This window comes from Candidatus Hydrogenedentota bacterium (genome assembly GCA_012523015.1).
Classification (GTDB): Bacteria; Hydrogenedentota; Hydrogenedentia; order Hydrogenedentales; family CAITNO01; genus JAAYBJ01.
In genome coordinates, this window is record JAAYJI010000084.1 from 1 (window position 1) to 15,391 (window position 15,391).

The following is a 15,391-nucleotide window of genomic DNA, read 5'->3' on the forward strand; positions in this document are numbered from 1 at the left end:
GGGTGAGGCTGTCCCCGAACCCACTACCGATGATTTCGTTGTGCAGACCGATTCGGAATGGGCACTCCTTCATGCTGTAGCAGGCTTTCCCAAAATAATTTCGGAATCTGTTGTGCAGCGCAGCTGCGCGCCCTTAGCGAATTATGTCCTTGATCTGGCGCATTTATTCACGAAGTTTTATCATGAATGCCCGGTTTTATCGGTGGCAGAAAATAAGGTGTTGAATACGCGGCTGCAACTTTGTGAAGTTGTTTTACAAACCTTAAGCAATGCATTAAATGTTCTTGGAATTGATACGCCTGAACGTATGTGAATCAGGCTAAAACTTGTATGAATCACAGTGAATCACAGGCTGCAGCTTTGGTATCAAATTGTTTGTACCTACGGCTTTTGATACACTTTAGACAGTTACGTCAGCTAATGAGTATGGGCGGCGCTGCGAACGAGAGACGAGTGTCGCCCCTTTATATTTTCTCTGAAAAAAGTATGGTCACATAGGGGTATTGGAGTTTTTCATGATTGCACAGAATTTTATAGAAAACATAGCCCATGAAACAAAAACAGAAGTTGAACAAGTAGCGGCGGCAATCGCTTTGTTCAACAAGGGAGCGACTGTTCCTTTTGTGGCCAGGTATCGTAAAGACGTCACCCGAGGCTTGAACGAAAGCAAACTTGAACGCATTTTTGAGCGCAACGATTATTTTGTTGTGCTGACTTCTCGGCGTGACGCGCTCATGGAAAATATTGAAAAGCAAGGTAAAATGACCGATGAATTGCGCGCAGCATTTTGCGCCTGTGAAGATCATTTGACCTTAGAAGATGTTAATCTGCCTTTCAAAAAAATTCGTAATAACCGTGCTGCCATCGCCGCAAACAAAGGGTTGCTCTCGTTGGCTGATTACATTTGGGCGCAATCTGCTGTTTCGCCGCCGCCTGTCCTTTATGCAGAATCCTTTGTTGCTGTCGATAAGCAGGTGCTCTCTGTGGAAGAAGCCTTGGAAGGGGCACGGGACATATTGGCCGAATGTATTGCCATGAACGCCGATATTCGCCGTGAGCTGCGCGATCGTTTAACGACGAAAAGTCTCTTGGTCGTGCATCCGGTACGAGTGGATGCCGAACTTTCCAAACGATACAGTTCCTTTGCAAATCTCAAAAAGAGATTGGAAGAAATTTCTGCAGAAACCCTGCTTGGGCTGCTGAAAGCAGAACGTGAAAGTGCCTTGCGTCTTGAGTTGGTCATCGACGATGATCAAATTATTGAGCATATCGCCGGGCGTTTCATACAAGATAAAGACAGTGCCTATGCCGCAGAAATCCAAGCCGCCGTAAAAGATGCGTATAAGCGTCTGCTCCGGCCTGTTATTGAGGATGAAGTGTTGGTGCGCGAACGGCGTAAAGCGGAAGATTACGTTATTTCTAATTGCCGCGATCATTTGCGCAGTCTGCTCCTGACACCGCCGGCAGGATCGGTTCCTGTTATCGGGATTTGCTCTTGGGAGCCCAAAAAATACTGTTTTGTTATCGTTGATGGTGAAGGTACGTTTAAACAGTCCTTAGTTGTTGAAGTAGATGATGACGCCTTGCTCAGCGCTAAAATTGAAGAAGGACTAAATTCTTTACTTGAGAGCGAGTCTGTCGCGGGAATCGGCATTAGCAGCGGACCCGGAGGCAGGGAGGTGTTGCAGATTGTCCAACGCCTATTGAATAAAACAAAGCGGCCGGCTTTTGTATCCTTGATTCAAGATAATGGTTTGGCTGCCTATGTACATTCCGCTTTGGCAGTGGAAGAGTTACCCGAACTGGACGATGCTCTCCGCGCTACTGTATCCATTGCCCGACGTTTGCAAGATCCTTTGGCGGAATTGGTGAAAGTAGATCCCTGCAGCCTTATCCCGAGCCGTATGAGTACCGGTGTAAACCGCAAATCCTTGTTGGCGGGCGCCGTACAGGCCATCGAATCCATCGTGAACCGTGTGGGCGTGAATCTGAACACCGCTTCCGTCAATCTCTTGCGCTATGTAAGCGGTCTGCAATTTGGCGTTGCCCAAGTAATTACCGAGAAGCGGCAGGAATTGGGTAAATTTACGAATCGTACCAATTTGCAGGATATTTCCGGCATTGGTGAAAAGACCTATCAGCAATGTGCTGCCTTTTTGCGTATTTTCGATGGGGAAAATCCCTTGGATGCTTCCTCCATTCACCCAGAATCTTACGGCTTTGTAGACAAGATGCTCAAAGAGCTGGAAGCCACGCTTGAAGAGGTGCGGGAGAATCCGGAAAGGCTCCGTGCTCTTGACTTGAACGCCTTTGGTGATGAGACGACCGGCCCCTTAACGCTTGAAGATATCTGCTATGAATTGGGACGTCTTGGCCGTGATGCGCGGCGGAACTACCGGCCTCCCCAAAACTTTGTTAATATTGATTCCATGGACGATCTGCGAGAGCAAATGGTGCTTGAAGGAATTATAACGAACATAACCGACTTCGGCATCTTTGTTAATATTGGTTTAGAGCAAGAGGGACTTGTCCATCGTTCTGAAGTAGGCCGCTGGATGCAAAACGATCCCAAACGAATCTTGCAAGTGGGTAGTGTTGTAAAAGTGATGGTATTGCAGATAGAACAAGAATTGAAACGAATTGGCCTTTCTATAAAAGCGGCCCTGAAGCTTCCCCTCACCAGACCTCAAGCACGGGAAAGCTCAGCCCCCTTTGAACGATACCGTCGTGATGACCGTGCTTCAAATCGCTTTGACCGTGATTCCGGATTTGGAGACGGTGCGCGAGGCGCTTCAGGGGCAGGACGTCGCCGGAGAGACAAAAAAGACCTTACGGTTCAAAAAACATCAGACGCGGGAGACCGAAAGAAAAAAGACGAGAAAGTGTTTTTGAACACGACCCTCGCCGATCAACTTGCTTCCTTGCGCGACAAAATTATTGCCAATAGACAAGACTAGCGGCAGCCGTTATTTACAGTCACATTCTGTCTTAATTATTCGGCAGCTTCCGCATTGTGTTTGATCTTATCCAAGACTGATTCGAGGGAAGGATCAAGACGCAAGGCATGACGCCATTGTACCAACGCCTGATCGCGCTTGCCTTGCTGAAAATAAATGTCGCCGAGGTGTTCCCGTAATACGGCGTCGTCCGTATCCATTCCGTATAGTGCACGGCGCACATAGTCTGCCGCTTTTTCACTTTTTCCCTGCTTGTAATAGACCCAGCCCATGCTGTCCAGATAATAGGGATTTTCCGGATCGACGGACAAGGCTTGTCCGATGAGTTTTTCCGCTTCCTCCAGCTTCATCGTATTTTCGGCGTAGAGATAGCCCAAAAAGTTTTGAATATCCGCATCATCGGGGTTCACTTTGAGACAACGAAGCAGATGGGTTTCAGCAGCTGCAATATCATTTAGTTTTTCATAGATGGTTGCACAGTGATAGTTGGGATAGAAAGTTTCTTTGCTGTGCGCTAACACGGTTTTAAAACAAAGCAACGCCTCTTCATGCTTATTGGAATAGAGAAGCAGTCTGCCTTGCAAAAACTCGAGGATAGGTGAAAATCCAAATTTTTCACGGAGCAAACTCAATTTGCTTTGCAGCAGTTCCGGAACCTCTTCTTTTCCAAACAAAGCGGGAAGGGTTCGTAAGATTAAATCGGCCTCGGCTTCTACCTCTTCCAAACTGTAGCGATCATCCCAAGGGTTCGTGGAGCCATAGGCGGCTTCCACTTGATCAAAATTGGCAAGGGCAAAAATAAGGTCTGCAAATAAATAGGCCTTTCCTTCCAAGGCATATTGCTGGGAACGCTCCATGTCCCCTTTGAAGAACAAAATCCAGGCCATCTGCAAATAGTTGGCGGGACTCGTATTCTCACTGTTGATTAATCGACTTAAAGTTTCTTCTGCCTCCACGCTTCTTCCCAGACGGAATTGGGTTGCCGCAAGATAATCAAAGCTTGTGAAATCATTGGAATTCACAAGAAGATACATCTGCAGGCAAGTTTCACAGTCCACATATTCGCCGAGATCGAAAAGAACGAGTGCGAGAAAGAACCATGCCCGCGTTATTTGCGGTTCCAGCTGTAAGACCCGAATAAAAGATTCTTTCGCCGAAGGATAATCGCCGATACGGGTAAGGGTGATACCCATTTGATAATAAAGGGCGGCACTGTTGGGGCTGAGTTCGAGCAGTTTTTCATAGACCTCAATGGCCGAGACGAGGTCGTTCATCAATTCTTGTTGTTCGACCAGCGCCCCATAGGCGGAAGGATCGTCAGGGCGCAGCGCAATGATTTTTTCGATGGCGCGGAGCGCTGCTTCATTGTTGTTCATGCTGCGATTGATTTGGGCATATACGATCCATAGTTCCGGGCTGTCTGGGATTTGCTCCAGCGCTTTTTCGCAGCTTGCCATGGCTTGATCCAAATTGCCAAGCCGCAAGTAACTGCGAATGAGCCGTAATCTCGGTGTGACAGCTGTAGGATCGTGCTGAATTACGCGCGTATAATTGGCTACCGCGTTTTTCAGGCTGCCTTGACGTTCACTAATAATACCTGCAATATGATGCGCGTAAGTGCGACCTTGTTTTTCGGTCTTGAAAGAAAATTTCCGGAAGGGATTCAGAGTGCCTTCATCCGGGAAACTTTTGCATCCGCTTAAGCATACCGTGATTATCAGCAAAATAGTGGCAAAAATTTTATGCACGTTGATCTTCTCTTTATGCTGACTACAACAGTCCGGTCGTTTCATTGGTTTCGTCTTTTTGCGTGAAAGGCGCGAAACTTCGCCGATGTTCGGGGCAGGGCCCTAATGTTTCAATTGCTCTTCGGTGTTCTAAGGTACCGTATCCTTTGTTACGTGCAAAGCCGTAACCGGGATAGAGGGTATCCAGTTCTCTTAAAAATGTGTCACGTGTGACCTTCGCGACCACACTGGCCGCGGCGATCGTTAATGAACGGCTGTCACCTTTTACAACGCGCATGGTCGGCACGGCAATACCGGCAAGATTATACCCGTCAACGAGTAAGAAATCCGGCCTTATCGATAAGCCTTCCATCGCCTTGCGCATGGCAAGATAATTGGCTTGCTGGATGCCCATACGATCGATTTCTGACGCGGATATACTTGCACAGGCCCAAACATGGGTGCCGCCTGTAATACAGTTATAGAGGGATTGACGACTCGTCTCTGTTAATTGTTTAGAGTCATTCAAGCCGGGAATTGGTTCAGACAGTATTACTGCTGCCGCCACAATAGGCCCCGCCAAGGGGCCCCGACCAGCTTCGTCCACACCTGCTACATTGGAAAAACCGTCACACCAAAGCGAATTTTCTATGCTAAGCATAGCACAAAGACGTTGTTGTTCTGTAAAAGAACAACCCGTTACAGTGCTCATAAAACGATGGATTGGTAAACTTTTCGACATAGGGTTTTAGTTTAGGGTTTAGACGAAATGATGGTTTAGGACGAGATGTGGAGCAATACTTTGAGCATGTCATGGTCTTTAGCCCGAGACAGTGCCTCGACGCCGTCATCCAAGGGATATACGGCTGTAATCATAGAAGTTAATTCTACCGTTCCCGTAGCAATCGCTTCCAAAGCGGGGCGGAACGGGCCGCAGCGGGAGCCGACGATATGCACTTCATTGACAACGGTGCTGACGGCGTCCATCTCAAATCCTTTTTCTGTGGTTGTTTTCAAAATAATGGTACCTTCGGGGCGAACGAGAGACAAGGCGCGGTTCAGACCGAAGACTGTCCCTGTGGCTTCCACTACGATATCGGCTTTGCCTTCTACCGGCTCCGTGTTCAGCGCTGTGGGGATACCCAAAGGTGCAAGCAGATCAAGCTTCCAAGGATGTTTTCCGATACACAGGGTGTTTTTTGAATGGAGCCAAAGCACCTGCGCCGCGAGCAATCCCAATTTTCCGTCGCCAAGGACAATGACCCGGTCATCGGCAGGGACAGATAGCTGCTCGGGAATACGAAAAGCAGCGGCTAAAGGTTCTGTAAATACAGCCATTTCATTTTGCACGTCCTTGGGCACGAGATGAAGATTTTCTTCGGGAAGCGTGACATACTCCGCAAAAACACCGGGACGGTCTTGGATGCCGAGGACGGTACGACGTTCACAATGGCGCGGCATTTCCATGTTGCAGTAAGTACAGGCTTTACAAACACAATTGATTTCGCCGACTACCCGTTTCCCTCGAAGAAAACTGTTGTGTGACCGTTCTACGACGCCGACAAATTCATGGCCGAGGATGCCGTGAAAGCCCATGTAACCGCGCACAATTTCAAGATCGGTTCGGCAAATACCTGCATAGAGGACACGGATCAGCGCCTCTCCCGGGGCGGGGGTAGGCATAGGCAGATCAAGCAATTTTAAGGTTGAATCGAATACCAATGCTTTCATTGCTATCTTTCTTAAGAGCGTATGATGCACCCCTTTGCTGATCTCGAACAGCAAATCAACTTTGGATCAGGCTTGTGTAGAGGTGCGTGAAAAGAAGTTCATCATCGAAATTGAGGAGAACTACCGTGACAAAGTTGATTTTACCACTTGCAATATCTTAAAAGATATCAACATCATACTATTGTACAACTTCAAGATATCCTATAAAAATGTTCATCGCATCAGCATTTCATCCGGCCTATGAGAAAATAGGCGGGCATGCTGTTTTTAGAACTTATCGCTTTAAGCGTTGAGAAATATGTTTTCTAATTTATTTTGTGGTAGCATAATACAAAATGAAAAGGGTAGAAGGGTTCGTTCTTAATGTCGTCTGATCTGTATACTAAGGACTTCTGCCAAGAAACCGCCTGTTGTTGCAGCAGATTTGTAGTTGTCTGCGGGGCGGTACAATAAGGATGGAAAATGCCTGATGTAAAATGTCCAAGATGTGCCCTGCCGGAAGTTTCGGATAATGGATTATGTCCTGAGTGCGGCGCGCAGCTTTCAAACGGCCTTATCGTGATTGCCTCAGAAACTCCTATTGATCCTGAAGAAGGCGATATTTTTCAAATTGGCGATCTGATCAATAACCGTTATGAAGTGCAGTCTCTCATCGGAAGAGGGGGCATGGGCTCTGTCTATAAAGTATCGGACAAGGTGCTCAATGAAGAACTGGCGCTCAAGGTATTGCTGCCCTATTTCGCCTCAGACAAAAATATCGTTGAACGCTTTATAAATGAAGTCCGGATTACGCGACGCATTACGCATCCCAATATTGTGCGGGTCCACGACATCGGTCTTGCCGGTGATAACCTTTTCATTTCCATGGAGTATGTTGCCGGAGAATCTTTGAGCGCCATACTCAAGCGTATGGGCGATAATGCCCACCTTGGCGTTCGCCAATCTGTGCATATCATGACGCAAGTAAGTATCGCCTTAAAGTATGCGCATCATTTTACGATTCACCGCGATATCAAGCCGGACAATATCATGGTGACCGCCAAGAACCACATTAAGTTGATGGATTTCGGAATTTCAAAGCTGAGAGATGAGCGTTTCGATACCAACGATCATGAAATTGTGGGAACGCCCCAGTATATGGCGCCCGAACAAATTCATCAAGCGCCTAATGTGGATGGCCGCGCCGATATTTACAGTTTGGGTGTGGTGCTTCATGAACTGCTTACGGGAACCATTCCCACCGGCTTGATGCAACCTTTTCCCAACGCGCCTGTAGATCTTTCGCCTGACTTGGAGGCTATTGTACTAAAGTGTTTGGAATCTGACCGGGAAAAACGCTACGCAGATGCGAATGAACTGCTAACGGCATTGCGTTCTCTTGCCATGCTCTCCGAGAGTGATCAGTCGGCAATGTTCACGCCCCACAAAAGCTCTGCTTCCGGAATATTAACACCTGCGCCTTTCACTTCTTCCATGACCGACATATTAGAGTCCTTCATGAAAGACGAAAATATACGTTTTTTCGATTCTGATTCAGATAGCGTCGGATCGGAAAGCGATTCTAATCTTAGGAGTTCCGGTGACCAACAAAGCAGAATCTCATCGGATTCCTCTATTGATGATCATCCCTTTTCTAAAAGTAAGACCGTTGCAAAGTCCGCTGGTTATCCTGGTGCCAAAAAGAAATACCAGCCCACGTTTTTTGAAGCCTACGGAAAAGTTATTGGGATTGTTTGTGCAATCTTGCTTGTTCTTGGTGTCGCCTTTTTTGGGAAAAGTCATTTTTCTGCAGATGATGATGAACCGATCGCTGCAGAAAAACCGTCCACTGAGGTGATCAAAAATAAAGTGCTAGCCAAAGTGGCTTCCAAAAACAGCGTCATGGACGCCTTTGTTGCGATCCAAGAATCCTATCGGCGCGATCCTTCCCCTGAAAACAGAGAAGCCATTGAAATTGTTCGTGAGATAGCTATAGACTCTTTACTTGCTGATCTCTACGCCGTCCCCTTTAATATGAAAAAGATGAACGCTGCGTCGAACGGAGTCGTTCGTCTCATTCAGATTGACAATGACATACGAATCGCAAGCTTGAGAGAGGAAATCAATCGTGAAGTTGCGCTCTTTAAATTTGTATTGACTGCTGTCGATTCAGAGCAGAACACGGCTGTTTTCAGGCTGAATAATCCCTATTATCCTTCAGATACTGAAACCGTTCAAGAAGGCGATCTTTTGCAAAAGCGTTTTCTCATAACCGGTATAAGCGCTAAAGCAGTTTATCTTGAAGATACCAATCCCCGCTGTAAAGGCAGAACTTTGTTGGCGCGAGTCATGGAACCTATTACGGCACGGTGAGTGATGCCCTTCGTCTTATAGATCAAGCAATGCAGCCAAGATCATCCCTTTTTTGTGAAGCGATATCACCGTTTGGATCCACGACGGGGGCTCCTTAATCGTCGGTTATCCGGGCTTCACACTCCCAATTGCCATCCCATAAATAATGTTGTGTCTCACGAAGAACAGTGTTGCTTAACAACAATAAGGCGACCAGATTGGGTAACGCCATTAAGGCATTGGCAATGTCTGCAAAATTCCAAACGAGATCAAGCTTTACCACTGAGCCTAGCATGACCGCAACCACCCAAAGACCTCGATAAGGGCCGATTGCCTTGGTTCCCAACATGTATTCTACCGCTTTTTCGCCATAATAAGACCAGCCCAATATGGTGGAGAATACAAAGGTGAGCAGGCCGATTGTCAGAACCGTCGGCCCGATTAAACCCAGATCTTGGAACGCCAGATGGGTAAGTTGCCCGGCATCGTGCGCCTCCATCCATTTGCCCGAGTTCACAACAACAAGACCCGTCAAAAGACAGATGACGACGGTATCCCAAAATGTGCCTGTTGCCGAGACCAAGGCTTGGCGTACAGGGTTGCGGGTTTGCGCAGCCGCTGCGACAATGGGAGCACTGCCAAGACCCGATTCATTGGAGAACAAGCCACGGGCAACACCAAAACGCATGGCGGCCATAATGCCGGCGCCTACAAAGCCTCCTGCCGCCGCTTGTCCTCGAAAAGCGCTTTTAAGGATAAGCAGGCAGGTATCGGGAAGGGTGTCCACATGTTTTCCCAATAAAATGAGGCAGCCCAAAATATAAAATACAGCCATTAGGGGTACCAATCGGGTGCAGGTAGTACCAATAGATTTGATGCCGCCCAACAGTACCAGCGCGGTAAGTAGACTGAGCAACGCTCCGGTAACCCAAGGGCTTAGGCTGAGAAGGGGGCCGCTAACATTGAGCTGCTCTTCCAAGGTGTGGCTGACCAAAGTGGTTACCGCATTGGCTTGCACCATGTTGCCGATCCCGAAAGCAGCGACGGCGGTGAATAAGGCGAAAAGAAAGCCCAACCAAGGCAGCTTCAGTCCCTTTGTGATGACGTACATGGGCCCGCCCGCCATTTGCCCTTGTTCGTTGACAACACGATACTTAACGGAGAGAACGGCTTCTGCGTATTTGGTGGCAATACCAAATACACCGGTTAACCACATCCACAACACGGCTCCGGGACCGCCCAGACTGACCGCTGTTGCGACGCCCACAATATTTCCCGTGCCTACCGTGGCCGCCAGCGCCACGGTGAGGGCGCTGAAATGACTGACATCGCCAATGCCTTCTTTTTCCCTGCAAAAAGACAGCTTGATAGCTTTCGGGATATAGCGCTGAATAAAGCGAAGGCGTATCGTCAAAAATATATGGGTTCCCAGAAGTAAAATAAGTAAGGGCGGTCCCCAAATCCATGCGCTTATTTGTGAGAGTATCTGATTTATAGCATTCAACATAATTTTTTACCGCTTCATCGCACGTGTAGGAATAAAGAAAACTATCGTATGATTAAAACTGCAGTGCCCTATTAAAAAAACGCCTATACGTTGCTTATAAAATATAAGACGCCCTTAACAGGGCATGTAGGGGGCTCCACACCTCCAAGCTTTCATTATGGCAGAGTGCCATCTGATGAATGCAAATTTTTTAAGCCTGCCAAGCTGAAGTCAAGAGCAATATAACATGAACAATCAGAGTTTTATTTTCGCGAGATAAATCTTGCTTTTCCCTTCATGAGAGGCGTAATAGCTGACCCACAGCAACTCATCGTGCCAAACCAATCCCGGATAGCTGGTGTCGCCGCCGCTGGGCAGTTCTAAAACAGGCGCATAATGCTCTGTTGTCAGAGGCCCGAGCGCTGTTTTTACTTCAGGTTCATAGCGTCGTCCCGCAGCGATCATGGAGCCATCAGGCAAGAGCAAGAAATTAGGCCCGCCAATATTGTATTCAAGTTCTTTGAATTCCCACCTTGTGTAAGGGGGCTGACTCAGCCCAAACCACGCATTGCGTGTACCCGCCTCACGGCGTATGAGCGCCATCATGGTACCGTCAGCTTGGAAGCGGAGCGTCGTTTCATTCGGTTTCCCGGTCACTTCAAGTTTCGTTAATTCCCTCCAGATCAGCCCGTCTTCACTGCTTTTTAAATGAAGTTCCCATTCATCTTTTTCTGCTACGGGACCACTATAAGCCACGCCATAGGCAGTTCCCTTATGCCACGTGGTGCGCCAAAGCCAATCGCCATCCTCACAAATGGGGCTTGGTGCGGTCCACTCGTTTCCCTGCGATGAAAAGGAAACACGGGGGCGTCGATTCAGTAAATGACCGTCTTTATAGAGGGATCCTCCCATGGTGATCGTGAGGCGGTTATCAGCGGTGAGGCAGATTTTTGGGTCGCGCAGGTCGATCCCTTCCTCGCTCAACAGTCCCGTTGATTCCCAGGCTTCCCCATCTACGGAACTAATGATTCGTATCGTGCCATTGCCCTTCACATGACCGGTAGCTTCACGAAAAACACAAAACCAGCGGTCAGAAAAATAGATGAGGTCGGTGAAGGCATTGTGTTCACCTTGTTCCCAGATTGCTTTGACCGAAAGCAGCTCCGGCGTACTTTGGGAAAAGGCGTGCCCTGAAATAAGTGCGGCTGCCAACACAATAAAGAATACGTGACCCATTCGCATAACAGATACCTTTCTTTTAAAAACACCTGTATAAGGTGATGCCGGGGTGATCATTTCTTGAGAGCATACAGATAAGCAGTATACTGCTGCAACCCGTCATTTTCAATTAAGGTCTGCGTTTAAGGGCGAATCACGTTCTCATCGGCCGGTCTAAGTTTTCGCCCAATTGTTCACGGTAATTTTGATTTGAGATATTGACCGGTAAAAGATTTTTTGCTTCGGCAGATTTTTTCAGGGGTACCTACCGCTATAATGCGGCCCCCTGCGTCGCCGCCCTCAGGGCCAAGATCAATAAGCCAATCGGCAGTTTTAATAACATCCAAGTTGTGCTCAATGACGATGACCGTATTGCCGCTGTCAACGAGGCGATGCAGCACGGTAAGCAGTTTATCAACGTCTGCGGCATGGAGTCCGGTGGTTGGTTCATCCAAAATGTAGAGGGTACGGCCTGTTTGTCGTTTTGCCAGTTCGGTGGCGAGTTTGACGCGCTGGGCTTCACCGCCCGACAAGGTCGTCGCCGCTTGACCCAGCCTAATGTAATCAAGGCCTACATCGTGGAGCGTCTGTAGTTTTGAGATTACAGAGGGGATGTTTTTAAAGAAGACGCAAGCATCTTCCACGGTCATATCTAAAATTTCAGCGATGTTTTTCCCTTTGTATTGAATGTCCAGCGTATCGCGGTTATAGCGTGCGCCGTGGCATACTTCACAAGGGACGTATACATCGGGCAGAAAGTGCATTTCAATGGTTAATATTCCGTTGCCTTCGCAGGATTCACAGCGGCCGCCCTTGACGTTGAAGCTAAAGCGCCCCGGCAGATAGCCGCGTTTTCTAGATTCCTGGGTTCGGGAGAAGAGTTCGCGAATAGGACCGAATAAGCCGGTATAAGTTGCCGGGTTAGAACGGGGCGTGCGTCCGATGGGGGATTGATCGATATCGATAATTTTGTCGATATATTCGAGACCCTCAATAGACCCGTGACGTCCCGGTTGTTTTTGATACAGTCTGTAGAGATGCTGCGCCACGGCGGGATACAAGGTCTCATTGATCAGGCTCGATTTTCCGGATCCTGAAACACCGGTAACACAAACGAAGGTGCCTAAGGGAAAAGAGACACTTATATTTTTAAGATTGTTATGAGCCGCTTTATTGATGCGCAGCTTCTTCCCATTACCGGGTCTCCGTTTTTTGGGAACTTCTATTTGCAAGTCACCGCGTAAATATTGACCTGTTAAAGAAGCCTTGCATTCCATAATCGTGTCCGGCGGTCCTTCAGTCACGATATCGCCGCCGTGGACACCGGCGCCGGGTCCCAAGTCGAGAACATAGTCGGCAGTGAGGATGGTTTCTTCGTCATGTTCCACCACAATGACTGTGTTGCCCAGATCGCGCAGCCGCTTTAATGTTGTTAATAGTTTGTCGTTGTCTCGTTGGTGCAGCCCGATACTGGGCTCGTCTAAAACGTATAAGACGCCGACGAGTCCGCTGCCGACCTGGGTGGCGAGGCGTATACGCTGGGATTCTCCGCCCGATAAAGTACCTGCTTGGCGTTGCATGCTCAAATAGTTCAAGCCTACGCTATTTAAAAAGCCAAGCCGTTCTCGGATTTCTTTGACGACCCGTTCTGCAATTTTCATGCGGGAAGAATCCAGCTGTAAACGGGTAAAGAAGTCAAGCGCCTCTTTAATGGAGAGAGAGGTTACCTCGCTAATGGTTTTGTCATCGACCCGTACGGCACAGGATTCAGGACGTAAGCGGGCGCCCTTGCATTTCGGACAGGGGCGGGATGCCATAAAATCAGAAATCATATCTCGTGCACGATTAGATTCAGTGTCCCGAAAACGGCGTTCCAAATTGGGGATTACCCCTTCAAAAGGGCGGTGTGTATTGTAATTGCTGTTTTCGCCCTCAAAAGAAAAGGAGATGATCTCATCACCGGATCCATACAGAACTTTATTTTTGAAAGACTGCGGTAAATCACGCCATGCTTTTGTAGGCGATTGTTTATAGTGGCGACAGACAGACAACAACATTTTTCGGTACATGCCGTCAAGGAGTCGCCGTAGCGCCCAAGGACGGACAGCACCATCTTCAATGGATTTGTCTTCATCAGGGACTACCAGTTCCGGAACGACTTCGAGTACTTCACCAAGACCCGTACAGTGTGAGCACGCTCCGTTCGGGTTGTTGAAGGAAAACATGCGCGGCTCCAATTCTTCCATGACAACGCCGCAATCAATGCATGCGAGGTCTTCGCTTTGTAAATATTCCTCCGGATCTTTTCCTTCTTCTTCATGCCAGATGCGGATAAGTCCCTGCCCTAGTTTGAGGCAAGTTTCCACGGAATCGGTGAAGCGTTTACGTGCCTCTGTTTTCACAACAAGACGATCTACCACAACATCTATGTCATGTTTCACATATCGTTCCAGAACGATTTCGTCATCAAGGTGATAGAAGGTGTTGTCCACCCGTACACGAACATATCCTTGCCGTTTCACATCTGCAAATAACTTTTGATAGTGGCCTTTTCGTTGACGCACAAGGGGCGCCATCAATTGGACTCGGGTCCCTTCTTTCATGGAGAGGATACGGTCAACGATGCTTTGCGGTGTCTGAGATTCAATTGCTTTATTGCACTTGTAACAGTAGGGTTTGCCGACACGGGCATAGAGAAGCCGCAGATAATCATAGATTTCCGTGACGGTACCCACAGTGGATCGCGGATTACGGTGGGTCGTTTTTTGCTCAATAGAAATGGCGGGACTCAAGCCTTCGATATAATCAACGTCGGGCTTGTCCATTTGCGCGAGAAACTGGCGGGCGTAGGCGGAGAGACTTTCAACGTAACGCCGTTGCCCCTCGGCATAGATGGTGTCGAAGGCGAGGCTAGATTTGCCAGAGCCGCTGAGACCGGTAATGACAATCATTTGGTCTCGCGGTAATACAACGGACAGATTTTTTAAATTATGTTCGCGGGCGCCACGAATGACAATACGCCCGCCGGACGGGGATAAAGGCGGACACATAAAAGAAATTTATCCTACAGGCATTGTTTTAAAGACTTAGAACGACAAAAAGAGTGCATGATGCTTGGTGGAGAGGGATTCCTGCTGTAGCCGCTGCCAACGTCGGCGGAGGAATTTATCTGAAACCAGTCCCTATTCTATCGTAAATATTGGGAATGGTCAACACCACTAGCTTAATAACCGATTGTACGCACTTTTTATTCATCGAAGAGCAGACTGTATAGCCGTAATTTTATTGGTACTCGATTATAATAAGAAAACAAACGGTTCCTTTTGTTTGCAGCTGGAAATTCTAGATTTATCATGGTATACTGGGACAAGTCTTAGGATCTTGGTTGTTGTGTTTTTAGCCTTATTTAAGTAGGTTTTTAAAAAATAACGATGGCCTATTCACAGCACTTACAATGTATTAAAGAAGGGGTGGAGGTTTGGAACAACTGGCGTAAGTCTGTTCCCAAATCGAAACCGGATTTGGGCGGCGCTGATTTATCAGGAATGGATTTGTCAAAAGCTTATCTTGCCGATACGAATTTCAACCAAGCAAATCTCACCAATGTCAATCTTGAAGGGGTGAATCTTTCCCATTCTAATTTTTTCCAAGCAGTTCTGACCGGGGCCAATTTATGTGGCGCAGAATTGCAAGGAGCTGACCTCAGTTACGCAGAACTGTACAATGCACAGTTGGCGGGGGCATCCTTTTGTCCCGCCTCAGTAGAAATAGGACTTCTCAACCAGTCCCAATGTGTAGACTAGAAAGGAGAAGTTCATGAAGAAAAGCCGCAGACATTTTACCGCCGAGGAGAAGGTGGCGCTGTTACGCAGTCACCTTGTTGAAAAGAAGTCCGTGTCGGAGATATGCCGGGAGCACCATCTCCAGCCCACCGTTTTCTA

General features: G+C 47.9%; 11 protein-coding genes. 5 read left to right on the top strand and 6 right to left on the bottom strand.

From position 1 onward, the window contains the following. A partial coding sequence (locus tag GX117_03915) for an arginine--tRNA ligase (protein NLO32488.1) occupies positions 1-313 on the top strand: 313 nt, incomplete at its 5' end. 202 nt (positions 314-515) lie between these two features. Further along, positions 516-2,957, top strand: a complete 2,442-nt coding sequence (locus tag GX117_03920) for a S1 RNA-binding domain-containing protein (protein ID NLO32489.1) — start codon at positions 516-518, stop codon at positions 2,955-2,957. Between the two features lie 35 nt (positions 2,958-2,992). Here the strand turns inward: GX117_03920 and GX117_03925 are convergent, their stop codons facing one another. The 3 genes from GX117_03925 to GX117_03935 form a co-directional block, all read right to left on the bottom strand. Continuing rightward, complete coding sequence (locus tag GX117_03925) at positions 2,993-4,705, bottom strand: tetratricopeptide repeat protein (protein ID NLO32490.1); 1,713 nt, start codon at positions 4,703-4,705, stop codon at positions 2,993-2,995. A gap of 22 nt (positions 4,706-4,727) precedes the next feature. Beyond that, positions 4,728-5,396 carry a ribonuclease HII gene (locus tag GX117_03930; protein ID NLO32491.1) on the bottom strand — a complete coding sequence of 223 codons (669 nt, stop codon included), beginning with the start codon at positions 5,394-5,396 and terminating at the stop codon, positions 4,728-4,730. A gap of 65 nt (positions 5,397-5,461) precedes the next feature. After that, positions 5,462-6,415 carry an alcohol dehydrogenase catalytic domain-containing protein gene (locus GX117_03935; protein ID NLO32492.1) on the bottom strand — a complete coding sequence of 318 codons (954 nt, stop codon included), beginning with the start codon at positions 6,413-6,415 and terminating at the stop codon, positions 5,462-5,464. 462 nt (positions 6,416-6,877) lie between these two features. Between GX117_03935 and GX117_03940 the strand changes: the two genes are divergently transcribed. After that, positions 6,878-8,767 (top strand): serine/threonine protein kinase, encoded by a 1,890-nt coding sequence (locus GX117_03940; protein NLO32493.1) that lies wholly within the window; start codon positions 6,878-6,880, stop codon positions 8,765-8,767. A gap of 94 nt (positions 8,768-8,861) precedes the next feature. On the opposite strand, the gene GX117_03945 is transcribed toward GX117_03940, so the two are convergent. The 3 genes from GX117_03945 to uvrA form a co-directional block, all read right to left on the bottom strand. Then, positions 8,862-10,253 (bottom strand): sodium:alanine symporter family protein, encoded by a 1,392-nt coding sequence (locus tag GX117_03945; GenBank protein ID NLO32494.1) that lies wholly within the window; start codon positions 10,251-10,253, stop codon positions 8,862-8,864. Between the two features lie 234 nt (positions 10,254-10,487). Beyond that, positions 10,488-11,474, bottom strand: coding sequence for an exo-alpha-sialidase (locus tag GX117_03950; GenBank protein ID NLO32495.1), 987 nt, complete (start codon positions 11,472-11,474; stop codon positions 10,488-10,490). A gap of 170 nt (positions 11,475-11,644) precedes the next feature. Then, positions 11,645-14,500, bottom strand: a complete 2,856-nt coding sequence (uvrA, locus tag GX117_03955; GenBank protein NLO32496.1) for an excinuclease ABC subunit UvrA — start codon at positions 14,498-14,500, stop codon at positions 11,645-11,647. Between the two features lie 381 nt (positions 14,501-14,881). Between uvrA and GX117_03960 the strand changes: the two genes are divergently transcribed. Both GX117_03960 and GX117_03965 read left to right on the top strand, forming a co-directional pair. After that, positions 14,882-15,253, top strand: a complete 372-nt coding sequence (locus tag GX117_03960; GenBank protein NLO32497.1) for a pentapeptide repeat-containing protein — start codon at positions 14,882-14,884, stop codon at positions 15,251-15,253. A 13-nt stretch (positions 15,254-15,266) separates the two neighbouring features. Further along, a partial coding sequence (locus GX117_03965; GenBank protein NLO32498.1) for a transposase occupies positions 15,267-15,391 on the top strand: 125 nt, incomplete at its 3' end.

Coding starts and splice junctions, on each gene's coding strand:
- GX117_03920 (NLO32489.1), top strand. CDS start 516: ATGATTGCACAGAATTTTATAGAAAACATAGCCCATGAAACAAAAACA.
- GX117_03950 (NLO32495.1), bottom strand. CDS start 11,474: ATGCGAATGGGTCACGTATTCTTTATTGTGTTGGCAGCCGCACTTATT.
- GX117_03940 (NLO32493.1), top strand. CDS start 6,878: ATGCCTGATGTAAAATGTCCAAGATGTGCCCTGCCGGAAGTTTCGGAT.
- GX117_03960 (NLO32497.1), top strand. CDS start 14,882: ATGGCCTATTCACAGCACTTACAATGTATTAAAGAAGGGGTGGAGGTT.
- GX117_03930 (NLO32491.1), bottom strand. CDS start 5,396: ATGAGCACTGTAACGGGTTGTTCTTTTACAGAACAACAACGTCTTTGT.
- GX117_03945 (NLO32494.1), bottom strand. CDS start 10,253: ATGTTGAATGCTATAAATCAGATACTCTCACAAATAAGCGCATGGATT.
- GX117_03935 (NLO32492.1), bottom strand. CDS start 6,415: ATGAAAGCATTGGTATTCGATTCAACCTTAAAATTGCTTGATCTGCCT.
- uvrA (NLO32496.1), bottom strand. CDS start 14,500: ATGTGTCCGCCTTTATCCCCGTCCGGCGGGCGTATTGTCATTCGTGGC.